General features: G+C 66.3%; 21 protein-coding genes. 15 read left to right on the forward strand and 6 right to left on the reverse strand.

Translation table 11 applies throughout. The features are described 5' to 3' along the window. The first annotated feature begins 64 nt into the window (after nucleotides 1–64). From ACQR10_RS19470 to ACQR10_RS19495, 6 genes are all read left to right on the forward strand, one after another. Complete coding sequence (locus ACQR10_RS19470; RefSeq protein ID WP_316217531.1) at nucleotides 65–529, forward strand: hypothetical protein; 465 nt, start codon at nucleotides 65–67, stop codon at nucleotides 527–529. A gap of 70 nt (nucleotides 530–599) precedes the next feature. Then, nucleotides 600–890, forward strand: coding sequence for a hypothetical protein (locus ACQR10_RS19475; protein WP_316217532.1), 291 nt, complete (start codon nucleotides 600–602; stop codon nucleotides 888–890). Between the two features lie 10 nt (nucleotides 891–900). Further along, complete coding sequence (locus tag ACQR10_RS19480) at nucleotides 901–2,313, forward strand: TolC family protein (protein WP_316217533.1); 1,413 nt, start codon at nucleotides 901–903, stop codon at nucleotides 2,311–2,313. Nucleotides 2,314–2,326: 13 nt separating this feature from the next. Continuing rightward, nucleotides 2,327–3,661 (forward strand): multicopper oxidase family protein, encoded by a 1,335-nt coding sequence (locus ACQR10_RS19485; RefSeq protein ID WP_316217535.1) that lies wholly within the window; start codon nucleotides 2,327–2,329, stop codon nucleotides 3,659–3,661. 43 nt (nucleotides 3,662–3,704) lie between these two features. Beyond that, complete coding sequence (locus tag ACQR10_RS19490) at nucleotides 3,705–4,166, forward strand: cupredoxin domain-containing protein (RefSeq protein WP_316217536.1); 462 nt, start codon at nucleotides 3,705–3,707, stop codon at nucleotides 4,164–4,166. A 132-nt stretch (nucleotides 4,167–4,298) separates the two neighbouring features. Continuing rightward, a complete protein-coding gene (locus ACQR10_RS19495) occupies nucleotides 4,299–4,595 on the forward strand; it encodes a copper-binding protein (RefSeq protein WP_315803248.1) in 297 nt (98 codons plus the stop codon). A gap of 289 nt (nucleotides 4,596–4,884) precedes the next feature. Here the strand turns inward: ACQR10_RS19495 and ACQR10_RS19500 are convergent, their stop codons facing one another. Next, nucleotides 4,885–5,778, reverse strand: coding sequence for a LysR family transcriptional regulator (locus ACQR10_RS19500; protein ID WP_316217537.1), 894 nt, complete (start codon nucleotides 5,776–5,778; stop codon nucleotides 4,885–4,887). A gap of 103 nt (nucleotides 5,779–5,881) precedes the next feature. Here ACQR10_RS19500 and ACQR10_RS19505 point away from each other — a divergent pair, with 103 nt between their 5' ends. The 4 genes from ACQR10_RS19505 to ACQR10_RS19520 all read left to right on the forward strand — a co-directional run bounded on the left by ACQR10_RS19505 (nucleotide 5,882) and on the right by ACQR10_RS19520 (nucleotide 8,259). Then, entirely contained in the window at nucleotides 5,882–6,622 is a 741-nt protein-coding gene (locus tag ACQR10_RS19505; protein WP_316217538.1) for an SDR family oxidoreductase, read from the forward strand. 55 nt (nucleotides 6,623–6,677) lie between these two features. Continuing rightward, a complete protein-coding gene (locus ACQR10_RS19510) occupies nucleotides 6,678–6,887 on the forward strand; it encodes a tautomerase family protein (protein WP_315803245.1) in 210 nt (69 codons plus the stop codon). Nucleotides 6,888–7,090: 203 nt separating this feature from the next. Beyond that, entirely contained in the window at nucleotides 7,091–7,384 is a 294-nt protein-coding gene (locus ACQR10_RS19515) for a DUF1330 domain-containing protein (protein WP_316217539.1), read from the forward strand. A 110-nt stretch (nucleotides 7,385–7,494) separates the two neighbouring features. Next, nucleotides 7,495–8,259 carry a hypothetical protein gene (locus ACQR10_RS19520; protein ID WP_316217540.1) on the forward strand — a complete coding sequence of 255 codons (765 nt, stop codon included), beginning with the start codon at nucleotides 7,495–7,497 and terminating at the stop codon, nucleotides 8,257–8,259. Nucleotides 8,260–8,345: 86 nt separating this feature from the next. On the opposite strand, the gene ACQR10_RS19525 is transcribed toward ACQR10_RS19520, so the two are convergent. Further along, nucleotides 8,346–9,149 carry a hypothetical protein gene (locus tag ACQR10_RS19525; protein WP_315826154.1) on the reverse strand — a complete coding sequence of 268 codons (804 nt, stop codon included), beginning with the start codon at nucleotides 9,147–9,149 and terminating at the stop codon, nucleotides 8,346–8,348. Nucleotides 9,150–9,999: 850 nt separating this feature from the next. Between ACQR10_RS19525 and ACQR10_RS19530 the strand changes: the two genes are divergently transcribed. Next, a complete protein-coding gene (locus tag ACQR10_RS19530; protein WP_316217541.1) occupies nucleotides 10,000–12,231 on the forward strand; it encodes a tetratricopeptide repeat protein in 2,232 nt (743 codons plus the stop codon). A gap of 350 nt (nucleotides 12,232–12,581) precedes the next feature. Further along, on the forward strand, nucleotides 12,582–13,751 hold the full coding sequence (locus ACQR10_RS19535) for a TAXI family TRAP transporter solute-binding subunit (protein ID WP_316217542.1): 1,170 nt from the start codon (nucleotides 12,582–12,584) through the stop codon (nucleotides 13,749–13,751). Between the two features lie 83 nt (nucleotides 13,752–13,834). On the opposite strand, the gene ACQR10_RS19540 is transcribed toward ACQR10_RS19535, so the two are convergent. Both ACQR10_RS19540 and ACQR10_RS19545 read right to left on the reverse strand, forming a co-directional pair. After that, complete coding sequence (locus ACQR10_RS19540) at nucleotides 13,835–14,395, reverse strand: glutathione S-transferase N-terminal domain-containing protein (protein ID WP_316217543.1); 561 nt, start codon at nucleotides 14,393–14,395, stop codon at nucleotides 13,835–13,837. A 33-nt stretch (nucleotides 14,396–14,428) separates the two neighbouring features. After that, nucleotides 14,429–14,776 carry a MerR family transcriptional regulator gene (locus ACQR10_RS19545; protein ID WP_316177507.1) on the reverse strand — a complete coding sequence of 116 codons (348 nt, stop codon included), beginning with the start codon at nucleotides 14,774–14,776 and terminating at the stop codon, nucleotides 14,429–14,431. An 85-nt stretch (nucleotides 14,777–14,861) separates the two neighbouring features. Between ACQR10_RS19545 and ACQR10_RS19550 the strand changes: the two genes are divergently transcribed. Next, nucleotides 14,862–15,872, forward strand: coding sequence for a zinc-dependent alcohol dehydrogenase family protein (locus ACQR10_RS19550; protein ID WP_316217544.1), 1,011 nt, complete (start codon nucleotides 14,862–14,864; stop codon nucleotides 15,870–15,872). 22 nt (nucleotides 15,873–15,894) lie between these two features. Here ACQR10_RS19550 and ACQR10_RS19555 read toward each other — a convergent pair whose 3' ends face one another. Further along, entirely contained in the window at nucleotides 15,895–16,410 is a 516-nt protein-coding gene (locus ACQR10_RS19555; RefSeq protein ID WP_316217545.1) for a cytochrome family protein, read from the reverse strand. Nucleotides 16,411–16,492: 82 nt separating this feature from the next. Further along, nucleotides 16,493–16,660, reverse strand: a complete 168-nt coding sequence (locus ACQR10_RS19560) for a hypothetical protein (RefSeq protein WP_434912045.1) — start codon at nucleotides 16,658–16,660, stop codon at nucleotides 16,493–16,495. 1,004 nt (nucleotides 16,661–17,664) lie between these two features. Between ACQR10_RS19560 and flhA the strand changes: the two genes are divergently transcribed. Next, complete coding sequence (gene flhA / locus ACQR10_RS19565) at nucleotides 17,665–19,791, forward strand: flagellar biosynthesis protein FlhA (protein ID WP_316217546.1); 2,127 nt, start codon at nucleotides 17,665–17,667, stop codon at nucleotides 19,789–19,791. Nucleotides 19,792–20,152: 361 nt separating this feature from the next. Then, nucleotides 20,153–20,353 (forward strand): hypothetical protein, encoded by a 201-nt coding sequence (locus ACQR10_RS19570; protein WP_315803233.1) that lies wholly within the window; start codon nucleotides 20,153–20,155, stop codon nucleotides 20,351–20,353. Nucleotides 20,354–20,437: the final 84 nt, after the last annotated feature.

Consider the following 20,437-nt stretch of genomic DNA (forward strand, 5'->3'; position numbering starts at 1 on the left):
TCGGCCCTCTTGGCGGCGCGACACTTTGTCATTACGTTGCGCGGGATTGGAGAGATTTGCGCGGATGTCATTGGGACTGACCCGGAAGATGCTGCTGGTGGCAGGACGGTTGCTCGTCCTGGCCTACATCATCTGCGTGGTCAGCCCAGGTGTGGCGCTCGCGCTCGGCAACGCCGCGCCCTGTCTCGACGAGCCCCCCGTTGCCGCTGTGGTCTCCCCTCATGACTCGACTCGCCACGAGATGGTCATGACGGCGATGCCGCAGACCATGGCGGCGCACGCCCATCATCACGATCACCCTGTCGCGGACGCCGCGATGCATGCTCCAGCTCCCGCGCCGTCGCACCACGATCATGGCAAGATGCCGGGCCCCTGCTGCGCCATGATGTGCGCGGTGGGTCTGGCTGCCGCGCTGCCGGCGGTCGCCCTCCCCGCCTCGCTCGCCGCCACCAGCGTGACGCCGCGCGACGAAGGCCTGCCCGGTCGCACGCCGCAGCGCCTGTATCGCCCCCCCATCGTCCTGGCCTGAGCGAAAAACGCCGGCTTCGCGCCCAGGTGGCGCGGCCGCTCGCGATTCATCGACAGACCAAGGATACCTCATGTTGTCGCAATCCATGGCGACGCCCGCTGCCGCATGTCCGGCGCGGCGCATCCTGCCATTCTCCATCGTCGCCAGCGCATTGACACTGCTTGCCGCGACGAGCCTCGCCGCCTGCCAGCCGCGCACGGTCGCATTGGCCGGGGCTGATCCGGCCGATCCGGCGGCGAGCGTCGCGCCGGTGCGCGTGTCGGGCGTCGTCGGACCCTACACGCCGCTGCGACCGGCCGCGCCGGCCGCCTGGGGCCAGCGCACCGACCCCGGCGCATCGCGCCCCGAGCCGAGCCGCTAGGGAGCGCCACATGCAGGGTATCATCAGGCTCGCGGCGCTCGCTGCAGCACTTGCGCTCGCAGGCTGTGCCTCGTTCTCGCCGGACGGCGGCATGGGCGCGGTCGCGGACATCACCGGCCATACCACCGGCAAGGAGGTCGCCTCCGTGAGAGGCGATGACGACGCCGAGCGCGTCCGCACTGCGACGCGCCGCCTGCTCGCCCGGCCGTTGTCGGCCGATGCCGCCGTGCAGGTCGCTCTGTTCAACAACAAGGGCCTGCAGGCCGTCTACAACGCGCTCGCGCTCAGCGAGGCTGACATGGTCGAGGCCAGCCTGCCGCCGAACCCGACCTTCTCCCTGATGCGCATCAGCGGCGACGGCGCGCTGGAGGCCGAGCGCCAGGTCGCCGGCGACATCCTGGCGCTCGCCACCTTGCCGCTGCGCTCGGAGATCGCGCGCGAGCGCTTTCGGCAGGCCCAATTGAAGGCGGCGCTGGCGACACTGCGGCTCGCCGCGGAGGTGCGCCGCGCGCATGTGCGCGTCGTCGCCGCCAACGAGCTGGTGGCGCTGCTGGTCGAGGCGCAATCGGCCGCGGAGGCAACCGCGAAGCTCGCCTCGAAGCTCGGCGAGACCGGCGCGCTCAACCGGCTCGATCAGGCGCGCGAGCAGGTGTTCTATGCCGAGACCACCGCCGAGCTCGCCACCGCGCGCCGCGCGGCGGGAAGCGCGCGCGAGCGGCTGATCCGGCTGATGGGCCTGTGGGGCGACGATCTCGCTTTCCGCCTGCCCGACCGGCTGCCCGCGCTGCCGCGCCGCCCGCTGAGTCAGCCCTTCGTCGAGGCCGATGCCGTCGGCCATCGCATAGATCTGCAGATCGCCCGCCTCGAGCTCACGGCGCTCGCAGCCTCGCTGCAGCTCACCGACGCCACGCGCTTCGTCACGCTGCTCGACCTCGCCGGCCTCGACCGCAAGACCGTCGAGCCGGACGGCCGCGTCATCCGCGAGCGCGGCTACGACGTGCAGTTCCAGATCCCGATCTTCGACGGCGGCGAGGTGCGGGTGCGGCAGGCGGCGGAGAGCTACAACATCGCCTTCAACCGTCTCACCGAGCGCGCCGTCACCGTCCGTTCCGAGGCGCGCGACGCCTATCGCAGCTACCGCGCGGCCTTCGACATCGCCGGCCACTACGCCCGCGAGGTGCTGCCGCTGCGCCGGATCATCAGCGAGGAGATGCAGCTGCGCTATTCCAGCATGCAGGTCGACATCTTCGCCCTGCTGCTCGAGGCGCGGCAGCGGCTGGCGTCGCGCCGGGCCGCGATCGATGCGGTCAGGGACTTCTTCCTCGCCGACGCCGAGCTGTCCGCCGCGGTCAATGGCGGCGGCACCGGCGGCGAGGACACGACACAGCAGACCGCGAGCGCGCTGGCGCCGGGCAATGACTGACAGGAGAGCATGCATGTTTTCACGCCGCACACTGCTCGGCTCCGCGGCTCTTGCCGGCGCCGCCGCCGTCTCCGGCCGCGTCCAGGCCGCCACGATTCCTGAGGCGCCGACCATGGACAAGGCCGCGATGCAGCCGCCGCTGCATCCGACCGCAGGCCCGGACTATCAGCCGGTGGTCACGCTCAACGGCTGGTCGCTGCCGTTCCGCATGAACGGCGACTGGAAGGAATTTCATCTCGTCGCCGAGCCGGTCACGCGCGAGTTCGCGCCCGGCATGACCACGCATCTGTGGGGCTACAACGGCCAGTCGCCGGGTCCGACCATCGAGGCGGTCGAAGGCGACAAGCTCCGCATCTTCGTCACCAATAAATTGCCGGAATACACCACCGTGCACTGGCACGGCGTCATCCTGCCCTGCGGCATGGACGGCGTCGGCGGCCTGACCCAGCCGCACATCAAGCCCGGCAAGACCTTCGTCTACGAGTTCGAGATGAAGCATGCCGGCACCTTCATGTACCACCCGCACGCCGACGAGATGGTGCAGATGGCGATGGGCATGATGGGCATGATCGTGGTGCATCCGCGCGACCATGTGCCGCCTCCGGTCGACCGCGACTTCGTGTTCGTGATGTCGACCTACCGCATCGAGCCCGGCAGCTATCTGCCGAAGGTCAACGAGATGACCGACTTCAACATGTGGACCTGGAATGCGCGGGTGTTTCCCGGCATCGATTCCCTGCCGGTGCGGCTCGGCGATCGCGTCCGCGTCCGCATCGGCAATCTCACCATGACCAACCATCCGATCCATCTGCACGGCCACAAGTTCAAGGTGATCGGCACCGACGGCGGCTGGCTTCCGGAAACGGCGCAATTGCCTGAGACGACGACCGACGTGCCGGTCGGCGCGGTGCGCGTGCTCGACTTCACCGCCGACAATCCCGGCGACTGGGCGTTCCACTGCCACAAGTCGCACCACACCATGAATGCGATGGGCCATGACATGCGCAACCTGATCGGCGTGCCGCGCAAGGAGCTGGCCGCCGCGGTCGGCAAGCTCGCGCCCGACGGCATGGTGATGGGCAACACCGGCATGGCGATGGGCAGCATGGAGATGCCGGCCCCCGACAACACGCTGCCGATGATGACCGGCAGCGGCCAGTTCGGCGGAATCGAGATGGGCGGCATGTTCACGGTCGTGAAGGTGCGCGAGGGCCTCGCCCGCGACGACTACCGCGATCCCGGCCCTTATCAGTTCCCCAAGGGCAGCGTGGCCTATGAGGTCGCGAGCGCGCCGGAGCCGCCACCACGAACCGGGAGTGCCGCGACGCAGATCCGAACACAACGCTGACAACAGATGCACTAAACGCCACACAACGAGCTGGAGACTACGAATGAAGATTCCGACCGCGATCGGCGCGGCGCTGGCCACCGCCATGATCATCGCCGCACCGGCTGCTGCCCATGAGGCGCACGGATCGCACGGCTATTCCGCCGGCGAGCCGGGCGATCCCAAGCAGCCGTCGCGCACCATCGAGGTGCTGCTGAGCGAGATGGAGTTCACGCCGGCGCGCATCGAGGTGAAGCGCGGCGAGCAGATCCGCTTCGTGCTGCGCAACACCGGCAAGGAGGATCACGAGTTCCTGCTCGCCACCAAGGCCGAGAACCTGAAGCACGCCGCCGTGATGAAGAAGCATCCGCACATGGAGCACGACGAGCCCAACGGCACCCGGCTCGCGCCGAACAAGACCGCCGAGCTGCTGTGGCGGTTCACCAAGCCGGGAACGTTCGAATATTCCTGCCTGATCCCCGACCACCGCGAGTTCGGCATGACCGGCCACGTGACCGTCAAGTGACGCCTAGTTCGTAGGGCGGACTAGCGAAGCGTAATCCGCCCCGGACCGCCCACGGGAATGAGAAACGCGGCGGATCACGCTTCGCTGATCCGCCCTACCCATCGAGATCAATCTCGCAGAAGGAACGACACCATGAAGACACTCCCTCAGCTCACGACCGCCGCCGTGCTGGCCCTTGCGCTTGTTGCCCCCGCCTTCGCCGCCGACATGATCAGCGGGGAGGTCAAGAAGATCGACACCGCCGCCGGCAAGGTCACGCTGAAGCACGGCCCGGCCAAGAGCCTCGGCATGACCGAGCCGATGACCATGGTCTATGGCGTCAAGGACCCCGCTCTGCTCGGTACGGTCAAAGTCGGCGACAAAGTGAAGTTCGAGGCCGTCGAGGACTCCTCGGGCTACACCGTGACGAAGATCGAGAAGAGCAAGTAGGAACTGCTGCGCGCGGCAAGGATCGCGGGACGTATCGGTCCTATTGCGCCACAACCATCGTCATTCCGGGGCAAGGCCGCAGGCCTTGAACCCGGAATCTCAGCCGCTTCGCGCTGCGCATTGACGATTGCCCCGGAATGACAGCGAGTGGAGGCTGCTGCGCGCGGTGAGATCGCACAGCAGCAAGCGAACGAGCGTCGCCGTCATCCGCCATTCCGCCGCGCACGCGGAGGCGCGGCGGATCATGCTGTGCTGATCCGCTCTACGCGAGCCGCCCTACGGGACACTCCTACAGCTTGGCCCGTCCGAGAATGCCGACGATCCAGTCGAGGAACACGCGCAGCCGCAAGGTCATCTGCCGGTTCTGCGGATAGAGCGCGTGCAGCGGCGTCGGCGACGGCGGACAGTCGCTGAGAATCTCGACCAGGCTGCCGTCGGCCAGATCCGGCGCGAAGCGATAGCGCGGCGCCTGCACCAGTCCGAGGCCGAGCCGGGCGAGGTCCCTCATCGTGTCGGAATTGTTGACCGTGACCCGGCTCGGCAGCACCACATGGCGCAGCCGGCCGTCGCAGGTGAATTCGAGCGGCAGCACTTCGCCGGTCCGCGACGAGATGAAGCCGACCATGCGATGGCCGTCGAGATCGTCGGGACTCGCCGGCGTGCCGTGCGCCCGCAGATAGGCCGGACTGGCGACGGTGATCTCCTCGATCGTGCCGAGCCGGCGCTGGACCATGCCGCTCGCCTCCGGCTCGCCGGAGCGGATGACGCAATCGACGCCCTCGCGCACCAGATCGACCAGGCGGTCACCCTGGCCGATGCGCAGGTTGAGCTGCGGATGCGCGGCGAGAAGCGCCGGCAGGTGCGGCAGCAGGAAGGTCCGCGTGAGCAGCGGGTGGGCGTCAATCCGCAGCAGGCCGCGCGGGCTCGCGTCGCGCAGCGCGCTTTCGGCCTCCTCGATGTCGGCGAGAATGCCGATCCAGCGCCGGTAGTACTCCTCGCCGTCCAGGGTCGGGGTGACGTGGCGCGTGGTGCGCTCGATCAGCCGGACGCCGAGCCGCGCTTCGAGCTCCTTCAGCACCTCGCTCGCGGTCGAGCGCGGCAGGCCGAGATCGGCCGCCGCAGCCGTGAAGCTACGGCGCTCGACGACACGAATGAACAGACGCATGGCCTCGAGGCGGTCCATGGGGATTGTTCGCGCAGGCCGACATCTGATGTCAAGCCGCCGCCGATTATACGGGCAAAGCGACCAGCTATGTCTTCCCGCATTGAAGCGAGGGAGACTGACCATGCCCAACACGACATCCCAGGTCGCGATCATCACCGGAGGCTCGCGCGGCATCGGCGCGGCCATCGCCGAACGCCTCGCCGCTGACGGCGTCGCGGTCGTCATCAACTACGCCCAGGCCGGGCAGGCCGCGGCGCAACTGGTGCAGCAGATCGAAGCGGCCGGCGGCCGCGCGCGCGCCGTGCAGGCCGATATCGCCGATCCCGCCAGTGCGGCGGCGCTGTTCGATACCGCCGAGCGCGCGTTCGGCGGCGTCGACATCCTGGTCAACAATGCCGGCACCATGGTGCTCGGCGCCTTCGCGGAGCTGAGCGACGCCGATGTTGCGCGCCAGTTCGAAGTGAACGTCGCAGGCGTGTTCCGCACCCTGGGCGAGGCGGCGCGGCGGCTTCGCGACGGCGGCCGCATCGTCAATTTCTCCTCCAGCGTGGTCGGGCTGTATCAGCCGCGCTACGGCGCCTATGCTGCGACCAAGGCCGCGACGGAGGCGATGACCCACGTCCTCGCCAAGGAGTTGGCGCGGCGCGGCATCACGGTCAACGCGGTGGCGCCGGGCCCGACCGAGACCGAGATGTTCCTGAACGGCAAGACCGACGAGCAGTTGCGCGCGATGGCGGCGGCGAACCCGTTCGGCCGCTTCGGACAGCCGCGCGAGATTGCCGATGTCGTAGCCTTCTTGTCGAGCCCGGAGGCCGGCTGGGTCAACGGCCAGGTCGTGCGCGTCAATGGCGGCGTCATCTGACGCCGCGCCGTTTTCACTCGCCGGCCGATGCCGGCCCAACACCGGAGGAGTCCCCATGCCGTTCGCCAACATCAAGGTGCCGCAGGCCGCGCTGACAAAGGCGCAGAAGGAAGAGATCGTGCATCGCGTGACCGCGCTGTTCGTCGATTATTTCAGCGAGGCCGCGCGCCCTCACACGATGGTGCTGATCGAGGAGGTGCCCGACGGCGGCTACGGCCGCGCCGACGAGGTGTTCGTCATCCCGCAGGCCTATCGCGCGACGTAATAAGCAGCTTGTAGGGCCGCCCACCCGGCTGGCGCCGAGCGGGCCAGCAAGGCGGATGAGCATCTGCATCATCCGCCCTCCTACGGAACGTGTCCGCGAATGCTCGGGAATCGCGGCATACGAAGCGCACACCGACCCGTGCGCGGGAGATGGTTGCGCAGCTATTCCGATCGTATGATCCGCCGCGTCCCGCGGAGCATGCCATGAAAGCCTATCTCGTCCTCGACCTCGCCGTTCACGACTTCGCGTCGTTCAAGGCCTACATCGAAAGGATCCCCGCCTTCATCGCCAGGCATGGCGGCCGCTACATCGTCCAGGGCGCGGTGCCCACCCCGATCGAAGGCAATTGGAGGCCCGAGCGGATGGTGATTCTGGAATTCCCGTCGCGCCAGCACGCGACCGACTTTCTCACCGATCCCGAGATCCAGCACCTGTTCGCAATCCGGCACCAGACCACGACGAGCCGGCTGGTGCTGGTCGACGGGTGCACGGAGTGAACCGCGCTTGCACGCCTGCACCTCGCGCTTGATCCACATGAGAGCGCGTGCAACGGATGGCTCCTCCGTCGCAGGACAAGACCAACCGCCGCGTGCACCAAATATCCCAGATGCAACTTGCTTCCATTCGGACGCTCGCGGTGCTGGCGCTCGGCGTCACCGCCGCACTGCCAGCGCTCATGCCCCGTGCAGCTATCGCAGGCGCGAGTTTCTTCGACGTGCGCACGCTGTGTCAGCCGCTTGAGATCCATAATGGAGCGCCGGAGGAGAGCGCCTGTCTGAAGGAGCAGCCCGCCATCGCCCGGCGTGACGGCCGCAAGCTGACGCTGGCGCTCGCCAACGGCAAGACCAAGGTCATCACCGATGCCAAGGAATGCGAGCCCGAGGGGCCCGAGGCCGCCTGCATCAGCTACCGGCTGGTCGGCCATGTCGGCGACCGGCACTACATCGTGCTGGTCACGCCCTATGAGTGCTCTTACGTGATGCTGGTCAACCGACGCACCGGCGCCGAGCTCAACATCGGCAGCGGTCCCTTCCTGTCGCCGAACGGCAAGCGCTTCATCACCATCGATCCGCGCGACGATGGCAATTGCGGCATCGATTACCGGATCGGAATGTTTTCCTACGGCGAAACGCCGCGGCTGGAATGGAGCTACAAGCCGGAGGGTCTCGAACAATATGAGGTCGACACCTGGATCGGCGACAATCGCGTACGCCTGCAGGCGAGCAGCGACACCAACAAGGAGGCGCCGACCGACCTGACGCGGACGGCGCAAGGCTGGCAGCTCAAGCGTCCCAACGGCGAGGTCAGCCTTGGTAAAGTGGCCACGCAGCCACAACCTGCACCGACCGCTAGCTCATCCGGCGGCCGCTGACTTTTCGCCCCCTATGCTCAATTTGACAGCTCAGCCGAATTCTCAGCGGATCATGCTGCACTGATCCGCAATTTCGAAGTCTCTGATTAGGAGTTTGATCTCGTTTTCGGCAACTGCTGCGCCAATAGCGTACCGAAATTCGCGCATGCATATGCAATATCTTCGAAGTCTGACGCGCTTATTAGCAACGGCTGTCCCAGCCGAAAGACCAAGTCGCGCGTTTCCGCCCTCATTTGGAGAACCGTCTCCTGTTCGACATAGAAGTTCTTGAATAACTCAATTTCAACTCCGTCTTTCTCAATAAAGGCTTTTAATCGGGGAACACTAATCTTTAGCAGACCACTCGAGTCCAGATCCTGTAGACCGACAATACCCCCGCGATGTTCCAGGCAATTTCGTGCGGCCTGAAGTGATCTGTATGCCTCCGAGAATGCGACGGGGCTGTCTAGCGCACTGTTCACGTACGCCATAAGATCTGGAAAGTTTAACTTCTGCGCCTTAGCTCGATAAGGCATAAGCACTTCGTCCAAAGTGCCGCTAGACGGCGCAACAATTCTCTCCAAGCTAAAGAGTTCAATGAAGAAATAGGCTTCCTCGAGAGAGGCTCTCACTCCCCGCATCAGATCCTGGAATGCTCTAGACAAAATCCAGCGCTCGTGAACACCTCGACGGTGCTCCGCACTCATTTCAGGTCCGCTAATGCTGAAACGGAAGAATGTGTCCTCCGGCGGGACCGGCGGCTGAGATAAATCGGCTTTCGAAAGAGCATCGAAATATAGGTCAACAACCTCACGACAGATCATGGCCGCTCGATGCGCTGGAGCCGCAACCGCATCGGGATGGAGCGTAAGGTTGATTGTGTGAGGCCCACGAGTTTGATTCTCAGGCATGCCTTTTACGCCCTTGAGTCGAATGAAAAATTTATCTCAGCGTACCTCGCTCAGTGCGAGTATCAGCTAGTCTCTGGGAGATAAACAGCGAAACTCCCTTCGGACCAAAGATTCTTCTTTCATTTTTTCCGAAATCATGTATATCTCCTCCCGTCCTGCTTCCGCCGGAGGGGCGTGTCGCGACCGTCACGAGACGTGGGAGGTGGGATGCGATGGGCGCAAGGAATCGCAGCGTGGCCTATGGTCGCGCGGACGAACGGTTCGTTGCGCACGGCGAAATCGTGCGGTCCTGACACCCCGACGCTGGTGTCCCGCGGCGGCGTGCGCAAGCGCGTTGTCGCGCATGGTGGCCAACAAGCCCGGTGCACCAGGGAGACCACGTATAAGCCGTTCCAACCGTTGCGCAGGGAGGGCCGGGCGTGTTCGGCCAGACCTGTGGTACCTGCCGCCTGCATTTTTTTCGCAGGCGGGCCACGGGCGCGGCCAGCGCCCGGCCTTCCCTGCGCCCTCCTCTAGTTCGAGGGCGGACGTCATGCACAACCCGGGCTCCATGCGCTGCGGGAAGGCAAGTCTGCGTCCGTTGAAACAGAAAGGCGATCGATGCAAACCCGCGCTTGGCAACCCCGTCCCAACAGGACTCCCGCGGCGCTCCGGCCGCGGCCGTTAACCATTTGCTAACCATGGCGCGGGCAAGCTTTGCCGCGTCGCGCCTGCGCGTGGCCGGCGACCGGACGACCACAGGACATCCTGGGCTTTGCTGCCGCCGGGCATGGCGGCGGCCCGGTTGCCGGCCGCAGCGCGTCGCTGCATCCGACGCCCTGCCGTCCTGTCTGTCCGGAGACCCAAGTCCTTGAGCACCGTCGGTTCGCGCGCCTTCCAGAAGGCACGGCAGGAAAAGAAGCAGAAGAAGCTCGTCGAGACGCAGTTGGCGGCGGCGTACAAGGCGTTCCAGGCCGGGCGCCAGACGGAGACGCAGGCGCTGTGCGCGCAGCTGCTGCAGGAAGTCCCCGGCTGCTTCGATGCGATGCATCTGCTCGGCGTGTCGCTGGTGTCGTCGGCGCGCTTCGCCGAGGCCACCGCCTTCCTGACCCAGGCCGTGGCGATGGAGCCGAATTCCGCCGACGCGCAGTCCAATCTCGGCTGGGCGCTGATCAATTGCGAGCGCTACGCGGAGGCGCGCGCCGCGCTGGAGCGCTCGCTGGCGCTGCGGCCGAACGCGCCGATCACCCTGCGCAACCTCGCGATCGCGCTGCTGCGGATTGGAAAGGGCGAGGCCTCGCTCGCCGCTGCGACGCGCGCCCTGGAGCTCAAGCCCGACGACGTCGATGCCTGGTGCAATCGCAGCGTCGCCGAGCTGATGCTGCGGCGCTGGGACGCCGCCGCCGCCAGCGCCGCGCGCGCGCTGGCGTTCAACCCGAACCATTTCGAGGCCACGGTCAACAAGGGCCTCGCGCATCTCGAGCTGCACCATTACGAGCTGGCGGAAGCGACCTTGAATGCGGCGCTGGCCGCACGCCCGGCCCATGCCGAGCTGCGGGCGCATCGCGGCCGGCTCTACATGATCTCCGGCCGCACGGCGGAAGCCGAGGCCGATTTCGATGCTGCCGTGACGCTCGATCCCCATCTGCAACTGGGATGGCAGGGCAAGGCGCAGATCTGCATCCTCAACGGCAACGTCGCGCAGGCGATGGCCGCCTGCAAGCGCGTGCTCGACACCAATCCGAAGGCGCAGGTCGCGCTCACGCTGCTCGGCGCCTGCCGCGGCCGGCTCGGCGACGTCACCGGCGCCATCGCGCAATTCGACCAGGCGCTCGCGGTGCAGCCCGACTATGACGAGGCGATCACCAAGAAGATCTTCTATCTCGACTTCCTGCCCGGCGCCGATTTCGCCGTCCAGCAGGCGGCGCGGCAATATTGGTGGATGGCGGTCGGCTCGAAATTCCCGCGCCGCAAGCTCGCGCCGCGTTCGCTCGATCCCGGCAGGCGCATCGTCGTCGGCTACGTCTCGGCCGATTTCCGCACGCATTCGGCGGCGTTCGCCTTCCTGCCGGTGCTGCGCGGCCATGACAAGACGCAGGTCCAGGTCAACTGCTACTCGACCTCGCCGCGGCACGATTCCTACACCGAGACGTTCCAGTCGATTGCCGACGTCTGGGTCGAGGCCTCCAGCCTCTCCGACGACGAGCTCGCCGACCGCATCCAGGCCGACGGCGTCGACATCCTGGTCGATCTCTCCGGCTACACCACGGGCACGCGCATGCCGGTGTTCGCGCGCAAGCCGGCGCCGATCCAGGTCACGGCCTGGGGCAGCGGCACCGGCACCGGCCTCGCCACGATGGACTACTTCTTCGCCGATCCGGTCACGGTGCCCGAGAGCGTCCGGCCGCTGTTCGCCGAGCACGTCCACGACCTGCCCTCGGTGATCACGATCGATCCGGTGCGCGACGTTCCGCCGTCGCCGCTGCCGATGCTGACGAACGGCCACGTCACCTTCGGCGTCTACAACCGCATCGACAAGATCTCGGACGCGGCGATCGCGCTGTGGGCACGGCTGCTCGCCGAGATCCCGGACGCGAAGCTCGTCATCAAGCATCTCGCGCTGAACGATCCCGCGGTGCGCGACGGGCTGCTCGCCCGCTTCGTCGCCCAGGGCGTGCCCGAGGCGCGCATCCTCTGCCTCGGCGCCAGCGAGCGGATCGAGCATCTCAAATCCTACGAGCGCATCGACATCTCGCTCGATCCGTTCCCGCAGAACGGCGGCATCTCGACGTTCGAATCGCTCTACATGGGCGTGCCGGTCGTCGCCAAGCTCGGCGCCGGCGCGGCATCGCGCGCCGCGGGCGGCATCCTGACCGCGGCCGGCCTCGCCGACTGGGTCGCCGGCGATGACGACGGCTACATCCGGATCGCCAAGCGCTTTGCCGCGCAGCCCGAGCTGCTGGCAAAGCTGCGGCCCGAGCTGCCCGGCCTGGTCGCGCGCTCGCCGGCCGGCGACGTCGCCAACTACACGCGCTGCGTCGAGGCCGGCTACCGGCAGTTCTGGCGGGACTATTGCGCCAAGGCCGGCAAGACCGGCGCCTGATCGCGCCGGCATCGCCGAGGTCGGCATCTCGCAGCAGGCCGGGAAGCTCCGCCGCACGAACGTCCAGCGACAAACGGCCCCACAACCGCAAGCTGCACCGGTTTCCACTGTGCCATTTCGGCCGGGTGCGATCAGGCGACGACTCGCGGACTGATACCGCGGCGTTTCTCCGTCCAGACCGAGGCGCAATCAAGCCTATGGCTTTTTGGTGGCGATGATGCGCCTCGCAGCAGACCCGACTGCGACCAACCGGCGAGTAGTAGACCTCATTCGTCAACCAGGGAGATAATGCGCGAAAATCGGCCGTGCCTCACGATCGCCGTGTGGCCGGCAACGGAGGAATTTGGGGCATGCGGGTCGCGGTGTTGAGTTGCGTCGTTGCGGCGGGATTGAGTCTGGTGGCACCGTTGCTGCCAGCCACGGCACAGACGGCGCGGACCGGAAGGCCGGCGGCGGCGACGGCCGTCGCGGCCGGCGAAGGCGGCAAGCTGCAGGAGTCCAACGAATGGACGGTCGGCATCGCCGGCGGCCTGCTCGAAGGCACCAACATCCGCTTCGCCGCCGAGATGGCCAAGGTGCTCGACGACCGGCCGAACCTGCGCGTGCTGCCGATGGTGACCTACGGCGCACTGGGGAACATCGAGGACCTGCTGTATCTGCGCGGCGTCGACGTCACGATCACCTCGGCCGACGTGCTCGACGAGTTCGTCCGCAACGGCACGCTCGCCAACATCAAGAACCGGATCCGCTACATCTGCTCGTTCTACATCAACGAGATGCATGTCTACGTCCGCCCGGAGATCAGGACGCTGGAGGATCTCGCCGGCAAGAAGGTCTCCTTCAACACCGTGGGCAGCGCCGCCAACCTCACCGGCGGCATCGTGTTCGACCGGCTCAAGATCGGCGCGGAGAAGGTGTTCATCAACAATTCGGTGGCGCTGGAGAAGATGCGCAGCGGCGAGATCGCCGGCGTCGTCCACGTCACCGGCAAGCCGACCGATCTGTTCACCAAGTTCAAGCCCGAGCCGGGCTTCCACTTCCTGCCGATTCCGTTCGCGCGCAGCCTGCAGGACTACTACGTGCCGACCAAGCTGACCTCGCAGGACTATCCCAATCTGCTCAAGCCCGGCGAGAGCGTCGAGACGATCGGCGTGCCGCAGGTGCTGGCGGTCTACAACTGGCCGCCGGAGACCGAACGCTACCGCCGCGTCGCGCGCTTCGTCGATTATCTGTTCAAGCGGTTCGACCAGTTCAAGCAGCCGCCGTTCCACCCGAAATGGAATGAGATCAACCTCGCCTCCTCACTGCCCGGCTGGACCCGCTTCCGCGCCGCGGAGGAGCTTCTGGCCAGCACGCGCCCGCCGCAGGCCGACGGCGCCGTCGTCAAGCAGCAGTTCGACGCGTGGATGAGCACGCGGGCGCCGACCGGCGGCCGGCGGATGAGCGAGGACGAGACCAGGGTCCTGTTCGAGCAGTTCCGCGACTGGATGAAACGGGACGGCAGCCAGCCGGCGCGATAGCGCTGCTGGTGGTGGCGTAGAGCATGATCCGGAAAAGTGGAAACCGGTTTTCCGAAAGGATCATGCTCAACAAAGAGAGGAGGCTACGACGCCGCCGGCTTGCCGCGCAGCGCTGCCGGCGTGTCCGGCTGCGCCAGCGGATGGGCGGAGGCGAAGGCCGGCAGCGCCATCGCCGCCTCGAACACCCGCTGCACCGTCGGCGTCGCGCCGAGGTCGAGGCCTTGATTACGCGCGAAGACGGCGTGGCCGGCGAGGCAGATGTCGGCCATCGTCGGCGCATCGCCATGGCAGAACCGGCCGGTCGCGGCATGGCCGGCGAGCTGGGCCTCGACTGCGGCCAGCATCTCCGCGGCCCAGTGCCTGAGCCAGGCCGCGCGCGCCTTGGCGTCGCCAGGCAGCAGCGCAGCGCCAGGACAGGCCTCGTCGAGATAATCGAGGATCGCCAGCGACTGCGTCAGCACCGTGCCGTCGTCGAGCACGAGCGCCGGCAGCGCCATCTGCGGGTTGAGCGCGGCATAGCCGCCGTCACGATGCTGCTGCCGGTCGATATCGACCGCCACCTGCTCGTAGGCGACGCCCTTCAGGTTGAGCGCGATGCGGACGCGAAAGCTCGCGAGCGACCGCCAGAACGAATAGAGCTTCATGCGGGCTCTCCTGGGCAGGCGGGTGAATGGCGATCAGTTCACGCTCGATAGAAAGCCTGCGAGGACCGTCCGACTCTGGCTGAGCGCCGCGATGCGTTGATCGATGAGGCCGACCTGCTGCGCCAGCACGCGTCGCAGATTGTCGCAAGGCCGGAAGTCCGGACGGGTGTTGCGCACGCACGGGAGCAACTGCTTGATCGTCTCGAGGGTCAACCCGGCGGCGCCGAGCAGTTTGATCCGGCGCACGGCTTCCTCGTCCGCCGGCCCGTAGTCGCGATAGCCGGACGCGGTCCGTTGCGGCGCAAGCAAGCCCTCGTCCTCGTAGTATCGCAGCATCCGGATGCTCACTCCCGTCCTCCGGGAGAGTTCGCCGATCTTCATCTGAAACCCTCTTGACCCTGACAGTGCTGTCAGACCTTACAGATCGTGCTCATCCAAGTGGAGTCCACTTGTGAAGGGAGCAACGATGAAAGCCTATCATTTGAACGGCCATGCGGGCGCGGGTCGCCTGGTGCGCACCGAAATCATCAAGCCCGAACCCGCCAGCGGCGAGGTCCGCATCCGGGTCGAGGCGGCAAGTCTCAACTACCGCGACCTCCTGATCCTGGACCGAGCAGGTGAAGGCGGCTTCGACGGCCGCGTTCCGCTGTCCGACGGCGCAGGCCTCGTCGATGCCGTCGGCTCCGATGTGGCTCAATGGCGCCCCGGCGACCGCGTGGCCGCATCGTTCTTTCGCGATTGGATCTCCGGGCCGTTCAAGGCAAGCTATGTTCCGTCATCCCTCGGCGGCAGCACGATGGATGGCATGCTGGCGGAGTACGTGGTGCTGCCGGCAACGGCGCTGGTCGCGGTGCCGGCGCACCTGACGTCGATCGAAGCCGCGGCCCTGCCCTGTGCCGCCGTGACGGCCTGGCACGGCCTCGTCACCCGAGGCGGGATGGGCGAGGGCGCCACCTTGCTGGTCCAGGGAACCGGCGGCGTCGCCCTGTTCGGCCTTCAGTTCGCCACCGCGCTGGGCGCCCGCGCGATCGTCATCTCGTCCTCGGATGAAAAGCTCGCCCGCGCCAGGGCGCTCGGCGCCTCGATCCTCATCAACTACCGCGACACGCCCGATTGGGATGTCGCGGTGATGACAGCGACGGATGGCGAAGGCGCCAGTCATGTCCTCGAACTCGGCGGCCCCGGCACCTACGACCGCTCGCTGCGGTCGGTCGCGTCAGGTGGCAAGATCGTCCAGATCGGTGTCTTGACGGGGTTCGGCCCCAAGCCCGACTTGGCCCGCCTGCAATGGGAGAATGCCGACATCATCGGAGTCACCGTGGGTTCGGTCGAACATTTCACGGCCATGAATCGATTCCTGACCGACCACACGATCCATCCGATCGTCGATCGGGTCTACGACTTCGACGACGCTCCCGAAGCGTTTGCCCATCTCCGGTCCGGCTCGCATTTCGGCAAGATCGTCGTGAGGCTGTAGGCGAGACACCATCTCCCCGCGATCACTCCGAGCCGGGCGTGAAATCCTGGTCGGCAACGCTGGCGGTCTGCGGCACCTTGATGACCACCGCGGCGCGATTGAGCGCCTGGTGGCACGAATTGCAGGCCGCCGTAAGATTGGCATAGGAGCGCTCGAAACGGCCGATGTCCTTCTGCTTGATGGCCTGCGCCAGCTCGTCGAACGGCTGCTGCGTCACGGCCGTCGTCATGTCGGCGAACGAATTGCCCTCGACCAGCGGCTGCGCCCGGCTGACCCGGTTGAACGCGCCCTTGAGATTGCCGAGCTCATAGGCACTGAACGTCCAATTGCCGCTATGGCCGGCGATCCAAAGCCTGAGATGGCGCGGCTGGATGGTCGCGATCATCAGGTCGCTGACGGTCGGGATGTAGGCCGGCGCTGGGGGAGGTGTCGGCGTCTCCGCCTTGGGCGCAGCGACCCCGATGAGCGATGCAAGCCCGACGAGGCCAGCGGCTGTCACTGTAAGCCGCAGACGACGGCGGAGCTTCGTTGGATGCATCTTCGGTTCTCCTGAATTTAATTTAGAAGACTTCTAAAGAGCGACGTGCCTCACCGCCAATCGCAAACGCTGATCGCAGCGATCAGAAAAGTTTGATGCCGCCCGCCGTGCCACCCGCACGATACGGCCACATTGCTTTGCTCGACGCGCGCAGCCGTCCCACGCGCGAGCGCGGAGCTCTACCGGGTGAACCCGAAAACCTGAATTTCGATTTGACGAAATATTCCTCTTTCATTTTTTCCGAAATCATGTATATCTCTCCCCGTCCTGCTTCCGCCGGAGGGGCGTGTCGCGACCGTCACGAGACGTGGGAGGTGGGATGCGATGGGCGCAGCGAATCGCAGCGTGGCCTCGTGCCGCGCGGACGAACGGTTCGTTGCGCACGGCGAAATCGTGCGGTCCTGATACCCCGACGCTGGTATCAACTCACGACGAAGCTTCGCTTCGCGTGGGGATGGTGGCCAACAAGCCCGGCGCACCAGGGAGACCACGTATAAGCCGTTCCAACCGTCGCGCAGGGAAGGCCGGGTGTTCCGGGCCAGACCTGTGGTGACTGCCGCCTGCTTTTTTTCTGCAGGCGGGCCACGGGCGCGGCCAGCGCCCGGCCTTCCCTGCGCCCTCCATTTGTTTCGAGGGCGGACCTGATGCACAGCTCGGGCGCGATGCGCCGCGGGAGACGATCGCTCATGTCTGCGAGAACACGCTCATTCGTGCAGCTTGGTGTCGGGCGCGGCGGGGGGCCTCATGGTTCGAGACGCCGCTGCGCGGCTCCTCACCATGAGGGTCTGGCACCAAAGGCGGTGCTGCACATTGACCATGAACACGCTCACAGCATCTTCATGGAGAGGGGTGAGCTCCGAGAGCGGCGCTGGACATCGACCGTGCTCAGCGTGCGCTTGAACCGGAGCTTGTCGGCGGGCGTGCAGCCTGACAGCGCCTCCCCTCACCCTGAGGAGCCCGCCGAAAGGCGGGCGTCTCGAAGGGCGAGGCCCCCGACCGCGGCGGCCCATCGAAGATGCGGCGGGAGAGCCCATCCCCTCCCGCAACCTTTTGTTAACCGCCATTAACCGAACGCTAACCATACACCGGGCAAAAATTGCCGGGTGGAACGTGCGTGTCGTGGGCGGGTGCAGTTGACGGAGGAGAGCTTCCGTGGACGCCGGCGCGGTACCTCAGGTTCGGAACGGCGGCCCATCGGCCGCCGCGCAGTCGTTTGGGGCCGGCAGACGCGGCCCGCGGGAAGGGGCGAAAGCCATGGTCGACGTCACGGCGGGTCAAGGCGCGGGGTCTCCGGCCGGCGGGTTCTCATTCGCTGACCTCAAGACAGCAGTCCTGCGCGGCGACATCGCGCTGGCGCTCGGCATCCTCACCATCCTGGTGGTGCTGATCCTGCCGCTGCCCTCGCTGGTGCTCGATCTTTTCCTGGCGATCTCGATCACCCTGTCGATCCTGATCCTGATGACCGCCCTGTTCATCCAGGCGCCGCTGGAATTCTCGTCCTTCCCGACCATCCTGCTGATCTCGACGATGCTGCGGCTGTCGCTCAACCTGGCCTCGACCCGGCTGATCCTGTCGCGCGGCCACGAGGGCACCGATGCCGCCGGCCACGTCATCGAGGCGTTCGGCAACTTCGTGATGGGCGGCAATTTCGTCATCGGCATCATCGTGTTCGCGATCCTGGTGACGGTGAACTTCGTCGTCATCACCAAGGGTTCGGGCCGCATCGCCGAAGTCGCGGCGCGCTTCCACCTCGACTCGATGCCCGGCAAGCAGATGGCGATCGACGCCGACCTCTCCGCCGGCCTGATCGACGAGAAGGTCGCCAAGGTCAGGCGCAAGGAGCTGGAGGACGAAAGCGGCTTCTTCGGCGCCATGGACGGTGCGTCGAAGTTCGTCCGCGGCGACGCGGTCGCCGGCCTGCTCGTCGTCTTCATCAACATCATCGGCGGCATCATCATCGGCGTCGCCCAGCAGGGCCTGGGTTTTGCCGAGGCCGCCCGCACCTACACCACGCTGACCGTCGGCGACGGCCTCGTCACCCAGGTGCCGGCGCTGATCGTCTCGACCGCCGCAGGCCTGCTGGTTTCCAAGGCCGGCGTCAGCGGCGCCGCCGACAAGGCGCTGATCAAGCAGTTCTCCGGCTATCCGCAGGCGCTCGGCATGTCCGCCGCGGTGATGCTGGTGCTGGCGGCGCTGCCCGGCATCCCGACCCTTCCATTCCTGGCGCTCGGCGGCGGCGCCGCCGCGCTCGCGTTCAAGGCGCGCAAGCAGAAGCAGGAGGCCAAGGCGGAGGAAGCCGCCGCAGAAGCTGCGGCCCCTGCCGCCGCCGCGGCCGCGGCCGCCGAGGAGCCGATCTCCGCCGCGCTCAAGATCGACGACCTCAAGATCGAGCTCGGCTATGCGCTGCTGCCGCTGGTCAACGCGCCCGACGGCACCGACCGCCTCACCGACCAGATCAAGGCTCTCAGACGCTCGCTGGCGATCGAGATGGGCTTCGTGATGCCGTCGGTGCGCATCCTCGACAACGTCCAGCTCGAGGCCAACACCTACATCATCAAGATCAAGGAGGTCGACGCCGGCTCCGGCAAGATCTGGCCGAGCCAGTTCATGGTCATGGACCCCGGCGGCAACCAGGTCGCGGTGCCCGGCATCCACACCACCGAGCCGACCTTCGGCCTGCCCGCCACCTGGGTCGACGCCGGCCTGAAGGAAGAGGCCACGCTCAAGGGCTACACGGTGGTGGACGCGGCGACCGTGCTGTCGACGCATCTGACCGAGCTGCTCAAGGCCAATATGAGCGATCTCTTGTCCTACGGCGAGGTGCAGAAGCTCCTGAAGGAGCTGCCGAAGGAGCAGAGCGAGCTGGTCAAGGACATCGTGCCGACGCAGATCACGATCTCCGGCATCCAGCGCGTGCTGCAACTGCTGCTGTCGGAGCGGATCTCGATCAGGGACCTCTCGACCATCCTCGAAGGCATCGCCGACGCGCTCGCCTTCTCGCGCAACCCGGCCACGATCGTCGAGCATGTCCGCGCCCGCCTGGCACGCCAGATCTGCGCGCAGAACACCTCGCCGATGGGCTACCTGCCGCTGATCGCGCTGTCGGCGAAATGGGAGCAGGCGTTCGCGGAATCGCTGATCGGCCAGGGCGAGGAGCGCAGCCTCGCGATGCAGCCGTCGAAACTGTCGGAGTTCATGACCGCCACGCGCGACGCCTTCGAGCGCGCCGCGCGCGAAGGCGAATCACCGGTGCTGGTGACGTCGGCGGCGATCCGGCCCTTCGTCCGCTCGCTGGTCGAGCGCTTCCGCGCCCAGACCACGGTGCTGTCGCAGGCGGAGATTCATCCGCGGGCGCGGCTGAAGACGGTGGGCAGCGTGTGACGGAACCGAGGATTCCCGAGCGCGTTTCATCCGGGGAGCCGGCGCTAGGCGCCGGCTTGTGCCGTTTTTACCGGCAGGACCACCCCTTGCTTTACCGCCACAGGCAAACGTTTTCTTAATTTTGCGTTAGGTGGCCGAAGTTTCATCCGAACACCGAACAATCATTTAAATTATTGATATAGATATACAAAGTTACATTTCAGCGATTTTCGATCGCGAGACATCACGCATTATCACACACTTGTGATGCGGCCTACGAAACAGAATTGAGGTTTCCTACGTTAGTTGACGCGAGACGATGAACCGGAACGCTCCCGGCTCACACGAATCAGCGAAGGACGGAAGACGGCAGGAGGCTTCCATGAACCACTCGATTTACAGCGCGGATCGGACGACCCACCTCAAGATCGTGGTGGTTGCGCTCGTGGCTGGCATCGCGGTGGCCGGCCTCGGCATCTCGGCCCGACTGAATGCGGAGCCGAACTACACGCAGACGGCAAAGGTCATCAAGGCCGGCAAGCCGATTGCGGTGACGAGCTCGGAGACGTCGCTGGTTCGCTGACAGGAATTCCCGGAATTCACGCGGTTCTCACAGCCCCCCAACTGGCCGCGTGGATATGTAGTAGACCCAACCCCAAGTCGACTA

It is taken from the genome of Bradyrhizobium sp. HKCCYLRH2060 (assembly GCF_051168135.1).
Taxonomy (GTDB): domain Bacteria; phylum Pseudomonadota; class Alphaproteobacteria; order Rhizobiales; family Xanthobacteraceae; genus Bradyrhizobium.

Excerpts from the sequence above, each read along its gene's own strand:
- ACQR10_RS19470 (WP_316217531.1), top strand. The coding sequence starts at position 65 with ATGTCATTGGGACTGACCCGGAAGATGCTGCTGGTGGCAGGACGGTTG.
- ACQR10_RS19475 (WP_316217532.1), top strand. The coding sequence starts at position 600 with ATGTTGTCGCAATCCATGGCGACGCCCGCTGCCGCATGTCCGGCGCGG.
- ACQR10_RS19480 (WP_316217533.1), top strand. The coding sequence starts at position 901 with ATGCAGGGTATCATCAGGCTCGCGGCGCTCGCTGCAGCACTTGCGCTC.
- ACQR10_RS19485 (WP_316217535.1), top strand. The coding sequence starts at position 2,327 with ATGTTTTCACGCCGCACACTGCTCGGCTCCGCGGCTCTTGCCGGCGCC.
- ACQR10_RS19490 (WP_316217536.1), top strand. The coding sequence starts at position 3,705 with ATGAAGATTCCGACCGCGATCGGCGCGGCGCTGGCCACCGCCATGATC.
- ACQR10_RS19495 (WP_315803248.1), top strand. The coding sequence starts at position 4,299 with ATGAAGACACTCCCTCAGCTCACGACCGCCGCCGTGCTGGCCCTTGCG.
- ACQR10_RS19500 (WP_316217537.1), bottom strand. The coding sequence starts at position 5,778 with ATGGACCGCCTCGAGGCCATGCGTCTGTTCATTCGTGTCGTCGAGCGC.
- ACQR10_RS19505 (WP_316217538.1), top strand. The coding sequence starts at position 5,882 with ATGCCCAACACGACATCCCAGGTCGCGATCATCACCGGAGGCTCGCGC.
- ACQR10_RS19510 (WP_315803245.1), top strand. The coding sequence starts at position 6,678 with ATGCCGTTCGCCAACATCAAGGTGCCGCAGGCCGCGCTGACAAAGGCG.
- ACQR10_RS19515 (WP_316217539.1), top strand. The coding sequence starts at position 7,091 with ATGAAAGCCTATCTCGTCCTCGACCTCGCCGTTCACGACTTCGCGTCG.
- ACQR10_RS19520 (WP_316217540.1), top strand. The coding sequence starts at position 7,495 with ATGCAACTTGCTTCCATTCGGACGCTCGCGGTGCTGGCGCTCGGCGTC.
- ACQR10_RS19525 (WP_315826154.1), bottom strand. The coding sequence starts at position 9,149 with ATGCCTGAGAATCAAACTCGTGGGCCTCACACAATCAACCTTACGCTC.
- ACQR10_RS19535 (WP_316217542.1), top strand. The coding sequence starts at position 12,582 with ATGCGGGTCGCGGTGTTGAGTTGCGTCGTTGCGGCGGGATTGAGTCTG.
- ACQR10_RS19540 (WP_316217543.1), bottom strand. The coding sequence starts at position 14,395 with ATGAAGCTCTATTCGTTCTGGCGGTCGCTCGCGAGCTTTCGCGTCCGC.
- ACQR10_RS19545 (WP_316177507.1), bottom strand. The coding sequence starts at position 14,776 with ATGAAGATCGGCGAACTCTCCCGGAGGACGGGAGTGAGCATCCGGATG.
- ACQR10_RS19550 (WP_316217544.1), top strand. The coding sequence starts at position 14,862 with ATGAAAGCCTATCATTTGAACGGCCATGCGGGCGCGGGTCGCCTGGTG.
- ACQR10_RS19555 (WP_316217545.1), bottom strand. The coding sequence starts at position 16,410 with ATGCATCCAACGAAGCTCCGCCGTCGTCTGCGGCTTACAGTGACAGCC.
- ACQR10_RS19560 (WP_434912045.1), bottom strand. The coding sequence starts at position 16,660 with ATGATTTCGGAAAAAATGAAAGAGGAATATTTCGTCAAATCGAAATTC.
- flhA (WP_316217546.1), top strand. The coding sequence starts at position 17,665 with ATGGTCGACGTCACGGCGGGTCAAGGCGCGGGGTCTCCGGCCGGCGGG.
- ACQR10_RS19570 (WP_315803233.1), top strand. The coding sequence starts at position 20,153 with ATGAACCACTCGATTTACAGCGCGGATCGGACGACCCACCTCAAGATC.